The sequence below is a fragment of the Parabacteroides sp. HGS0025 genome, from assembly GCF_000969845.1.
Taxonomy (GTDB): domain Bacteria; phylum Bacteroidota; class Bacteroidia; order Bacteroidales; family Tannerellaceae; genus Parabacteroides; species Parabacteroides gordonii.
Genome location: NZ_KQ033910.1, coordinates 1 through 10,633, shown reverse-complemented (window position 1 = coordinate 10,633; position 10,633 = coordinate 1). Strand labels below are relative to the sequence as shown.

General features: G+C 40.9%; 15 protein-coding genes and 1 pseudogene. 3 read left to right on the top strand and 13 right to left on the bottom strand.

Features of this window, described 5'->3' with window-relative positions; all coding sequences use genetic code 11:
- Positions 1 to 362 precede the first annotated feature (362 nt).
- The 7 genes from HMPREF1212_RS26205 to HMPREF1212_RS26175 all read right to left on the bottom strand — a co-directional run bounded on the left by HMPREF1212_RS26205 (position 363) and on the right by HMPREF1212_RS26175 (position 4,387).
- The gene (locus tag HMPREF1212_RS26205) at positions 363 to 683 is read right to left on the bottom strand and encodes a helix-turn-helix domain-containing protein (RefSeq protein ID WP_046151767.1); all 321 of its coding nucleotides are present in this window, start codon (positions 681 to 683) and stop codon (positions 363 to 365) included.
- 231 nt (positions 684 to 914) lie between these two features.
- Positions 915 to 1,766 (bottom strand): RteC domain-containing protein, encoded by an 852-nt coding sequence (locus HMPREF1212_RS26200; protein WP_046151766.1) that lies wholly within the window; start codon positions 1,764 to 1,766, stop codon positions 915 to 917.
- An 8-nt stretch (positions 1,767 to 1,774) separates the two neighbouring features.
- Positions 1,775 to 2,635 carry an ATP-binding protein gene (locus HMPREF1212_RS26195; RefSeq protein ID WP_082100000.1) on the bottom strand — a complete coding sequence of 287 codons (861 nt, stop codon included), beginning with the start codon at positions 2,633 to 2,635 and terminating at the stop codon, positions 1,775 to 1,777.
- Positions 2,610 to 3,485, bottom strand: a complete 876-nt coding sequence (locus HMPREF1212_RS26190) for a P-loop NTPase (protein ID WP_046151764.1) — start codon at positions 3,483 to 3,485, stop codon at positions 2,610 to 2,612. The genes HMPREF1212_RS26195 and HMPREF1212_RS26190 overlap by 26 nt, the downstream gene beginning before the upstream one ends.
- Entirely contained in the window at positions 3,485 to 3,850 is a 366-nt protein-coding gene (locus HMPREF1212_RS26185; protein ID WP_046151763.1) for a NifB/NifX family molybdenum-iron cluster-binding protein, read from the bottom strand. Before HMPREF1212_RS26185 ends, HMPREF1212_RS26190 begins: the two co-directional genes overlap by 1 nt.
- Positions 3,843 to 4,058 carry a hypothetical protein gene (locus HMPREF1212_RS26180; protein ID WP_046151762.1) on the bottom strand — a complete coding sequence of 72 codons (216 nt, stop codon included), beginning with the start codon at positions 4,056 to 4,058 and terminating at the stop codon, positions 3,843 to 3,845. Before HMPREF1212_RS26180 ends, HMPREF1212_RS26185 begins: the two co-directional genes overlap by 8 nt.
- An 11-nt stretch (positions 4,059 to 4,069) precedes the next feature.
- Positions 4,070 to 4,387 carry a NifB/NifX family molybdenum-iron cluster-binding protein gene (locus HMPREF1212_RS26175; protein WP_046151761.1) on the bottom strand — a complete coding sequence of 106 codons (318 nt, stop codon included), beginning with the start codon at positions 4,385 to 4,387 and terminating at the stop codon, positions 4,070 to 4,072.
- Positions 4,388 to 4,530: 143 nt separating this feature from the next.
- Here HMPREF1212_RS26175 and HMPREF1212_RS26170 point away from each other — a divergent pair, with 143 nt between their 5' ends.
- Positions 4,531 to 5,238: a peroxiredoxin gene (locus tag HMPREF1212_RS26170; RefSeq protein WP_046151771.1), complete on the top strand. Its 708-nt coding sequence runs from the start codon at positions 4,531 to 4,533 to the stop codon at positions 5,236 to 5,238.
- Positions 5,239 to 5,298: 60 nt separating this feature from the next.
- On the opposite strand, the gene HMPREF1212_RS26165 is transcribed toward HMPREF1212_RS26170, so the two are convergent.
- The 6 genes and pseudogenes from HMPREF1212_RS26165 to HMPREF1212_RS26140 form a co-directional block, all read right to left on the bottom strand.
- A complete protein-coding gene (locus HMPREF1212_RS26165; protein WP_046151760.1) occupies positions 5,299 to 5,727 on the bottom strand; it encodes an OsmC family protein in 429 nt (142 codons plus the stop codon).
- Positions 5,728 to 5,785: 58 nt separating this feature from the next.
- Positions 5,786 to 6,850, bottom strand: coding sequence for a heterodisulfide reductase-related iron-sulfur binding cluster (locus HMPREF1212_RS26160; protein ID WP_046151759.1), 1,065 nt, complete (start codon positions 6,848 to 6,850; stop codon positions 5,786 to 5,788).
- Entirely contained in the window at positions 6,837 to 7,460 is a 624-nt protein-coding gene (locus HMPREF1212_RS26155; protein ID WP_052725134.1) for a 4Fe-4S dicluster domain-containing protein, read from the bottom strand. Before HMPREF1212_RS26155 ends, HMPREF1212_RS26160 begins: the two co-directional genes overlap by 14 nt.
- Positions 7,444 to 8,247: pseudogene (locus HMPREF1212_RS26150) on the bottom strand (Mrp/NBP35 family ATP-binding protein); the annotation flags it as partial. The pseudogene HMPREF1212_RS26150 and the gene HMPREF1212_RS26155, both read right to left, overlap by 17 nt.
- A gap of 26 nt (positions 8,248 to 8,273) precedes the next feature.
- On the bottom strand, positions 8,274 to 8,603 hold the full coding sequence (locus HMPREF1212_RS26145; protein ID WP_046151758.1) for a CGGC domain-containing protein: 330 nt from the start codon (positions 8,601 to 8,603) through the stop codon (positions 8,274 to 8,276).
- Between the two features lie 8 nt (positions 8,604 to 8,611).
- The gene (locus tag HMPREF1212_RS26140) at positions 8,612 to 8,893 is read right to left on the bottom strand and encodes a DUF202 domain-containing protein (RefSeq protein WP_046151757.1); all 282 of its coding nucleotides are present in this window, start codon (positions 8,891 to 8,893) and stop codon (positions 8,612 to 8,614) included.
- Positions 8,894 to 8,976: 83 nt separating this feature from the next.
- On the opposite strand from HMPREF1212_RS26140, the gene HMPREF1212_RS26135 reads away from it, so the two are divergent.
- Both HMPREF1212_RS26135 and HMPREF1212_RS26130 read left to right on the top strand, forming a co-directional pair.
- On the top strand, positions 8,977 to 9,369 hold the full coding sequence (locus HMPREF1212_RS26135; RefSeq protein ID WP_198293316.1) for an acyl-CoA thioesterase: 393 nt from the start codon (positions 8,977 to 8,979) through the stop codon (positions 9,367 to 9,369).
- A gap of 70 nt (positions 9,370 to 9,439) precedes the next feature.
- On the top strand, positions 9,440 to 10,633 hold a 1,194-nt coding region (locus HMPREF1212_RS26130), incomplete at its 3' end, for a TonB-dependent receptor (protein ID WP_046151756.1).

Genomic DNA, 10,633 nt, shown 5'->3' with positions numbered 1-10,633 from the left:
AAAAAAAAAACGTCCGCACGTCCGTGAGACCTCCCCTGGTAAGGCTAATAACTTTCATCCCATATATCCGCACCATTTACTCTGCCGTATCCGGATAGCTTTAGGATTTTGTTTTGTTTTGCAAACTCGTCCTACGGCTTGAGCCTTATATGATGTTCGTGTTCCTCGGATCGGGATTTTGCCTACAGCTTCTTTCAGATTCCCCTCGCGGTGGACACCCTTGCTGTTCGGCTAACGGTTGGTCGCTATCTACCCCCGTAGTGGACTTACACCACCAAGTTATTAACCATGCACGGCACACAAAACAAACCCCGCTCTATCTCACGACAGTACGGGGTCTTAACAATGGATAAATCAAAAAACTAATCGGATGGTTCTTTATTCTCTCGATACTTGCCTTCCTCAAAATGATCGCGGATGAATTTCTCTACGTTTTTCTCCGTATAAAAAATTTTGTGGTGAATGGTTATATAGGTCAGTTCTCCCGCAGAACGGTAACGCTGCAATGTCCGTTTGCTAACATTCAACATTTGGCATAAGTCCTGATTATCCAATAATCGTTCGCCATTGAGTACATTATGCCGTCCGCTCATAATATCCATAAATTTATCCAGTCGGTCGAAACGTCCCATGAATTGCTCGAACCATTTCTGCATAAAATCTTTTATATTATCATCTTCCATGCCTCTGATTTTTAATGATAATGCAAAGGTCGGTTGCTGAAATCAATAAAATTGCCAAGTTTATACCAACTTGGTAAAAATATTTTTCGAGATATTTTACACCGAAAAAGAATAAAGAATGGACGATTTAAAGTATTTTTCTGTCGATTTTAAAGCGAAAAGGGTATAAAAACAAAAACTACCAAGTTGGTATCAACTTGGTAGTTTTTTGACGTAAATAAAGTTATTTGTTTATGTGTCAAATTCTTCATCCATTCTTTTTTCAAGAGAATCAGCAAGATGTTTTAAAAATGCAGTTCTTTCTTTTTTTCTATTCTTTATTGCGACATAGGTGCGATAGTAATCACCTAAGTCAATATTTAACAGATTTTGCAGTCCCATCATAATATCCCTTATATCTATACTCCCATTATTGAAAACTCCAGCGGCATATAAAGCATAACCTAACTCTATGGCTGCCGCTTTGGGAGCTGTCCATTTGTTTCGGTATTTTGCTGATGATTTGTTAATACTCGTATATCCAGTTAATTTGTCTATTTCTTGAAGTCTTTTGTTCAAATAGATACGCAACATCTCATTTGAAAGAATTTTTGCAACTTTATAATCGTATCCAGTTGAAAATAAAGGATCACTGATAAACTGGGAGCTATCTACACAAAGCCTTATATTGGGCTTACCTCTTAAAAAATAGCATTCGTCTAAATGAGTTGAACATGAACGATAATATTGGTAAAAGTCGAGATTACGATTAAAAAAGAAAGTTAAGCTATCCAATTCATGCTCATAGTAACTTTTTTGACTGATGTTACTTCCGTTCGGACGTTTAAGTTCTATGGTGTAAATCTTATTAAAATACAATAACCTACTCAATATAAGCGGTTTCATTTCTTTGAAAAAACATATTTCGTCTTCTTGGCTTGTAAATTTATAATCAATAAACTTATCCCGGAGATCATTTAATTTCTCGTGCAAAAACTCCACAAGTTTAAATGACACGTCTGTCGAAATATCACAAGTGTCGATAGAAAAAGATTCTAATTCAATGTCTATAAGTCTTACTGTTTCTTCAAAGTATTTTTTCATGTAAAACGCTATGTAATAATTTTTATATAAGCTACATTAATTAACTTTGATATTTCCGCATTGGGTGTATATTCAATTATACTTTTACCTGCGATCATAGCATCAACCATGCTTTTATCAAACGGGAAATGACCTATCACCTGTAAAGATTGTCCGGCACACCAAAGATCTATATCTCCGCTTATTTTGGTATTCAGGTCGTATTTGTTGATGATAATATATATACTGACACCGAATTTACGCACCAATTCTACTGTGCGCTGTAAGTCGGACATGCCCGAAACGGTTGGTTCGGTTACTATCACCACCTTATTTACGCCTGTAATGGTAGATATAACCGGACAGCTTATTCCCGGAGGGCCATCAAGTATAATGATTTCGAGATTGTGCGCTTTTGCCATTTCACGGGCTTTCGAGCGTAATTTGTTAATTAACTTGCCGGAATTCTCCTCGCCCGGAGCAAGCCTTCCATAGACCATTTTTCCGTATCGGAAATCGCCCCAATACAGACGGCTGTCGTCGGATGGAATCATATTGATTGCCTGTGCAGGACATATACGAGAACAAAGAAAACACCCTTCACACGCCACTTCATTTATAGTAACAGAACCCCCATCCCAACCCAAAGCATCGAATTTGCAGTAAGTAACACACTTGCCACACTCGTAACATAGATTTTTATTTATTTCAGCATGATAACCCGAAATGAACTTCTCTTCTCCTGTTTTTTCAGGGTCTAACAACAGGTGTAGATTTGAAGCATCTACATCGCAGTCCACAGCCACAACCTGTCCGGCTAATGCTATAAAAGCAGATGTTATGCTCGATTTGCCTGTTCCGCCTTTACCGCTTATTACCGCTATTTCCATAATACTTCAGTTGGTTTACGATGTTTTCAAATACAGATTTTACTTCCGGCATTTTTTCCGATACGATAGTGCCTTTGGAATATAGCCGAGCTATCTCCTTGTCAAATGGGATCTCAGCCAACAAAGGAATATTTTCAGTTTGCAGATAGTGATAAACTGCTTGATCTCCCACACCGGCACGATTGATTACAACCCCGAACAACAGGTTCAATGTCCGAAGTGAATCAACAGCTTGACGCAGGTCGCTCAATCCAAACGGTGTAGGCTCGGTTACAAGAATTACGAAATCGGCTTGTGCTACGGTTTGGATAAATGGGCATGATGTTCCCGGAGGTGCATCCATAATCAAATAATCCGCCTTTATTTTTTCTGCACTTTTAATAGCTTGCTTTATTATAGGGACAGGTGAGCTCGTTCCGGGGAGCATGCGCCCCTCTACAAAGCATTTTTTCCCGTCTATCTTATAAGTAGTTACCTTTCCAATATTTTTATACGACTCTTTTATTACATAATTCGGACAGGCAACTTCGCACGCTCCGCATCCGTGACACAAGTCCTCTAATAAACGTATTTTCTGCATTTCGGGAGCTATAAATATGGCATTATAGGTGCAGTATTCCGCACATTTGCCACAGAACTTACATTTCGTGGCATCTATTATCGGCAGGTATTGTGTGACATCCGACTTTTTATGCTCCATTGCGTTGATAAAAGCCAAAGAATTGGGGACCTCCGCATCGCAGTCTGCCAGCGACACGGAGATACCCATACTCCTGAATGTATGAAAGAGGTTGGTAGAAACAAATGTTTTACCTGTTCCTCCTTTACCACTTGCAACCGCTACTTTCATTAGTGACCGCAGTTATGGTGTTCATGATCGTGATTACATGTACCTTCGAGAATTGATAAAGCACCATCAATAAAGGCTTCCACCAATTTGCGAGGCTCTGAGGTTCCTATTCCGGCATAGATCGAGATTGACTCCTTAGCAAAGAGGTCTTTGGCTTTTCCGCCGATTCCTCCGGCAATGACAACAGTCGCTCCTTGTTGTTTTACCCATGCGGGATAAACTCCCGGTTGATGCTCCGGAGGGGTGATTGTTTCTTCTTTTACGATTTCTCCGTTTTCAATCTCTGCAAAATAAAATTGTTCGCAATGGCCGAAATGGGCGCATAAAAGCCCTCCTTCGACAGGGATAGCTATCTTCTTATTCATTGTTCCCTGTATTTGCAGTGCCGGCACATTTTCCCAAACCACGACCTTGGGCTCTGCCTTGTCCCATTCCGCGACCCTGTCCTTGTCCACGACCTTTGCCGCAACATTCGCGACTTTGACCCGATTGATTACCCGTAGAGTTTCCTCTCATTCTTCTTCCTTGTCCTGAACCATTTCCATTTGGCCCTGTTCCATCAAAATTTGGCATAATTGTAATTTTTAGTTGTTAAACATTTCGATTATTTCGCTTACGCGTTTTTCAGATTCTTTGTTGGCTATCATTTCGACCCCCAACTCTTCGAGCAATGGTCTGATCTTTACACCAAACTCGCCCGATACTATTTTTTGTACTCCTTGTGCCGCAACAAACTTTACCGCAGCAGGCCCGGCACCTTCTTCTGCCTCCGCAGCAGGATTTTTCAGGACGTTGTGCAACTTGGTTTCCGTATCATAGATCAGAAACCATGCACAACGTCCGAAGCGGGCATCTATCATGCTATCCATAGTGTTACCCGTACTCGTAATTGCTATTTTCATATAATTATCTATTAATGATTCTTTGCAAATGTAGCAATAATGAACATATGTTCAAAATAAATAATTACTTTTGTGAAACAAATAGTTTGATTGGTTTGTTTTTTGATAGTATAATCAGTTAAATCACTAAAAAAATGATAGACATGGAAACAACACAGGTTTATGGGATGCCACGCATCGGTGATGCGGCACCGGAATTTAAAGCGGTAACAACTCAGGGAGATATTAATTTTCCGAGTGATTACAAAGGGAAATGGGCTATATTATTCAGTCACCCGGCAGACTTCACGCCGGTTTGCACATCTGAGTTTATGACTTTTGCTTCAATGAGTAAAGATTTTGAAGCTCTGAATTGCCAATTGGTTGGATTATCGGTAGACGGTCTATACAGCCACATTGCATGGCTTCGGACAATCAAAGAGAAGATTGAATACAAGGGAATGAAAAATGTAGAGGTAACATTCCCGTTAATCGAAGACATCACAATGGAGGTTGCGAAAAAATACGGTATGTTGCAACCGGGTGAAAGTGCAACAAAAGCAGTGAGAGCAGTATTTTTTGTAGATCCTAAAGGCATTATTCGAGCTGTCATTTACTATCCGCTATCGCTGGGTCGTAACTTCGACGAGATTAAACGTGTTCTTATTGCCCTGCAAACTGCCGATAATTTTGGTGTGGCTACACCTGCCGACTGGCGTCCGGGCGATGATGTAATTGTTCCTACGGCAGGTTCATGCGGAGTGGCAAAAGAGAGAATGGAAGGACTTCAGGAGGGCGTTACCTGCTACGACTGGTTTTTCTGTACGAAGAAATTACCAAAAGAAGAGGTTGAAAAGAAGCTTGGTAAATAATTTTTATTGCATTAAAAGAACGGGAATTGAAAAATTCCCGATTTTCATATAAAGGCATTGTTACTTGCCGTTTATCTTTATTTCATAGGTTACTGGTGCCGATTTCGACAACATTGCAGATACGCCGCAATACCTTTCGTGTGAGAGGGCTACCGCTTTTTGAATCTTCTCCGCTTCCGCTTCAAGACCTTTGCCCTCAAAACGGAATATGATTTTGAAAAATTCATAAACATAAGGGTGCTCATCTTCGGTTTGTGAAGATTCGACTTCTACCGAAAATTTTTCTACCTCTACACGCATTTTTTTAAGAATCGATACTATATCCATACTTGTGCAACCACCCAGAGCTACAAGCAGTAGTTTCTTAGGACGCGGCCCTGCGTTGTTTCCGCCGACAGTGGCATCGGCATCAAGCGGTATTATATGACCATCCACTTCCGCATCGAAAGCCATTCCGCCTTTCCAGTTAAGTTCTGCATTTACTTTCATATCTATATTTTTTATGGTTTAATCATTTATGTGTTCTGCAAAATTCATTCCTTAGAAGCTACACCTTTAGAACTTTAGGTTCTTTAGGAGCTCCGAGATATTCCATTTTTCCGCCAAGATATTTTGCATGGGGATCGTATTCAATACCTATTTTATCCAGTAGCGATTCTACGCTGACCTGATGCAGCTGCATCCCCATTTCCCACGGGTCTAAACCCAATATCAAGCCTGCCATCTCTTCATATGTCAGTACAGGTATGCCGTATCCGTTTTCCCCATACGTTATGCCCTCGGCTTCGGCAAGCACATACTGCCAGCGGTCGAGAAAGAATGTGCAACCGGGACAATTCGTAACGATAAAATCGGGTTGATAAGGCTTCATTGAGTCAAACTTCAATTTGCTGTTCGACAAAGGATAAGCCCTGTTCTCTTTCACGATATAGTTACGAAAACCGAATCCACAACAATGGCGGCGTTCGGGGTAATCTACAACCTCTCCTCCCCAAGCCTCAATCATTCCGGTTAAAACTTTGGGGAACTCTGCTCCGCCAACGCCTTTGCTCGGAAATATTTTTGCATAATGACAACCTACATGATCGACCACTTTCAACGGTTCACCTGTTTCTTTGTTAATCAGTCTGTATTTTGCTTTGGCAGCTATTTCGTTCCTGAATTTATAAATTATATCGCTCGTATGGACAAGGTTTTCGGGTTGCTCAAACTCCCGTCCGGTTGATGAGTGTAACTGTTTTCGCGTATTATCCAACGTTTCCGGGAAGTGTTTCCACGCATCTTCCATTTCCGTATATATACCGAACGATGTTACGCATGAGGGTATAAAATTCCTGTATCCCGCATCATTCATCAACGAATACTGACGCGCAACGACAGTCATCGTAGTTTCTATCGGTACGATTCCCGAATGGTATGCAATGCCGGTACAGGTAGTCTGGTGCGGATCGTCATAAACGTTTTTACCCAACACCTCCCGAAGTATGCGTAAGAATGTTTCTTCGGAACCGGGAAAGAAATTCTGCCTTATACAGCTTCGCGCATAGTAGTAATCATCTTCGGCAATCTCTTTCTGGTAGTCCTGCCATTTACGGTTATTATTCTTGTTCATTTGCAATCCATTTTTCAATCGTTTCAAAACGTTCCATCGCTCCTGTTTCCTCGAAGATAGCTCGAAGTTCCGCCATATCTTCTTCGGCAATGCGGCGCATCGAGCCGGAACCCTCTCCGTCATAATTCGCTCCGATGCGGCGTGATATGGTTGCTGTATGTTTACGAAACCAATCCCATACAGGGCCTTGTTCGGGGTGATAGTCTGTTTCCACATCGTCCACGTAAACACAATATCCTCTTTTGAGCATCGTATCGCCAATGATGCGTTTTACCTCTAATTGTTGTCGTCCTAAACGTGATTGAGCAAATAGACCTCGTTGCTGAGAAAGCTGACGCAATGCCTGAATAACGTAACCGGGCGTATTTCCTCGCGGGCAACGGGTTTTACATGAAAGACACTCTCCGCAATACCATATCGTATCGCTTTTGAGCAGCTGATCAATCTTCTCTTCATCGCCCTGTTGGACGGTCAGCATTATATCACGTGGACTATATTGATAGAACTGCGCCGCAGGACATACAGCTGTGCATACTCCGCAACTGATACACGCTTTCAAACCTTCAATAAAGCGTAAATCCTGTTTCAGTTCATCAATTATCTTTGACATAATAAAATCTCTTTGTTGAAGAGAAAGTTACCACTTTCTCTGCCAAAGCATGGAATGCCTTTCCGGTTATTGAGTCGGAATCCATGCTTACCGGCTCACCTGCATCACCGCTCTCGCTTATACCTTGAACGACAGGTATTCTTCCCAATAATTCAAGTCCCTCTTCCTTTGCGAATTTTTCGCAATTTTCCTTACCGAAAATAAAGTATTTCTCATCGGGATGTTGTTCAGGAGTGAACCATGCCATATTTTCGACAAGTCCGAGGATCGGGATATGAATATCTTTATTTCGGAACATATTCAGCCCTTTAATTGCCGAAGCCAATGCGACCTGTTGCGGTGTGCTGACGATTATCGCTCCGTTTACATGGAGTTCATTGATTAACGTGATATGTATGTCGCCCGTTCCCGGAGGAAGGTCGATCAATAGAAAATCCAACTCACCCCATTGACCCTGATTCATCAATTGCTTCAAGGCGTTGGATGCCATCGGGCCGCGCCAGATTGCAGGATCTTTTGCAGGTAGAAAAAACCCGATAGACAGTATCTTGACTCCGTGTTGTTCGATAGGGATTATGCGTTCTTCTCCTTGTGTTCCGGTCACTCCGGGCTGCTCCCCTTCAACTCCCATCATTTTTGGGATAGAAGGCCCGTATATATCTGCATCGAGTAGTCCTACCTTGTACCCTTGTTTAGCCAGCGCTACGGCTAAATTTGCGGTTACGGTAGACTTACCGACACCGCCTTTACCGGATGCTACTGCTATTACATGCTTTACTCCGGGTATTTTTTGTGTTTGCATTACTGTATATGTTAATGTGTATAATCAAGAATCAGAATGTCATCTCCGATTAGTCGGCGAATGGATGCTATCATATTTTCCCTGTTCGGGCAAGGAAACCCTATCGGATTACCTTTAGTAATACACGAAGCAAGAACAATTACTTCCGCTCCGCGATCTACCATCAGCTTTGCTCTGATTGCCGCTCGTTTGCCTGGACAACCACCGCACGAAATAAAACCGATTACCTCCGATGGGCCGATCTCTGCAAATGCAAGTTTACCTTCTTTTGCAACTTTAAAATCTGTGTTGCCCGGACACATATCTTCGGTCTGCTGGCAACGAATTATACCTACTTTCATACTGATTATTATTTCATTTTAAGTCGTCGTTTAACCTGAAAGAATCTGTAAATACCTACTATAAGGAAGCCGAAACTTACTGCAAAGGCGATATATCCGGCAAATTCCAAATGTTTGAAAAATTCTATTTCAGTAAGCCCTAAACCTGCCATCAACATGTATAATGATGCTCTTATATAAGACAGAAAAGTCCGTTCATTTGCAAGTTTAGTTCGTTCAATCGCTAAATAATCTCTTAGAATTAACTCAGAGCTATCGTTATAAAATGGTTTTTGAGATTTTGTCGGCATACTATTATTTATTTGACGTACAAATATACTATATTTATGAACAAATGTTCAATATTATTCTTACTTTTGCAAAAATTTCAATGATGGAAGAACAAATATTGCGAAGCGAAACACGACAATTCAAAGCCATATTCCCCAATACGTTAAACGCGAATGAAACCCTTTTCGGCGGACAGGCAATGAAGTGGATGGACGAAGTGGCCTATATTACGGCAACCAGATTCACACGTCAGAAAATGTTCACGGTCAATACCGAAAATATATACTTTCTGAAAACCGTACATCCAAATTCCATAGTAGAAATTGTTGGGAAAATTGAAAAAGCCGGAGCGGTTAAATTGAGAGTTAAGGTTGAGATATATGCCGAAGAAATGTACGGACAGAATCGGGAAAAAGTAGTAGAAAGCGTATTTGTTTTCGCAGCTCTGGATGATAATATGAAGCCCAAACGCATCGACTACTCAAATATAAAATAACATTCAGGCATAAGATTATTGATTTAATGCTGTCTAATAATGCAGTAATAAATTCAGCGATTATCATAAGATGAAAAAAACAGCAAAATTTTCAGCATTTATACTATTTATTTTTCTTGGTTCACTTCCCTTGACATCTTTTAGTCAAAGTAGACCCTATTCTGTAACCGGAAAATTGTTGGATGCGGAAACAAAACAGCCGATTGAATACGCTTCGGTTGCAATTTTCAAACTTCCCGACAGTACTCTTGTTACGGGTGTTTCAACCAATGGGCAGGGTGTGTTTACAATTAACAACTTGGGTAACGGTAGGTATTTTCTCAGATCCAGCTTTGTGGGCTACAAGAATGGAATAAAACAATTTGAAATTAACGGCTCAAATGTAAAACTGACAGAGCCGATTCATCTACAGCCTGCCGCATTGTCCATAGGCGAAGTCACCGTAACCGGAACAAGAAGCGAGAAACAACAGAGCGTAGAAAAAACAACCATAAATGTCGCTAAAAACATTGCGGCTGTTTCCGGAAATATTACTGATGTATTGAAAGGTCAAGCCGGAATAAATATCGACAACGAAGAAAACATCTATGTAAGAGGTAATAAAAATACGTTGGTTTTGATGGACGGAGTTCCCACTACATTATCCTCCCTCAATTCGATTCCTGCATCCAATGTCGAGAATATCGAGATAATTACGAATCCTGATGTAAAATACGATGCGGAAGGTACAGGCGGTATCATCAATATCGTAACCAAACGCAGAGGCGAAGCAGGTTTCAGTGGGCGAGTAATGTTGAATTACAATTTCGGCAATTCGGTGAACGGCGGCTTAAATCTTCATTACTCTAAGGGAATATGGGATTTCGATTTCGGATATAATGGCAAATATGACAAATATGATATAAACAGCACGCTTGACCGATTTCTTTATTCGGATGAAATTCGTGTCCAACAGGAGATGCTTTCTCGTCAATTAAGCACATCACATACAGGAACATTCATGATGGCTGTCAGACCATCAAAGAAAGATGTTATTTCGCTTGGACTTAAAGGCGTTTTACCTGAGTTGCATAATAAACAGTCAATTATAGGTACACAAACCGACAATACGAATACTGTTACACATTTCAACCGTTTGAACGACATTGATCATTTGAGGCGAATGTTTGAAACAACATTCTCATACAAGCATATCTTTGAAAAAGGCAAACACGAGCTCTCTTTCGATGCATCTTACTCCAGAAATCGCGGACGCCGCCCTGCC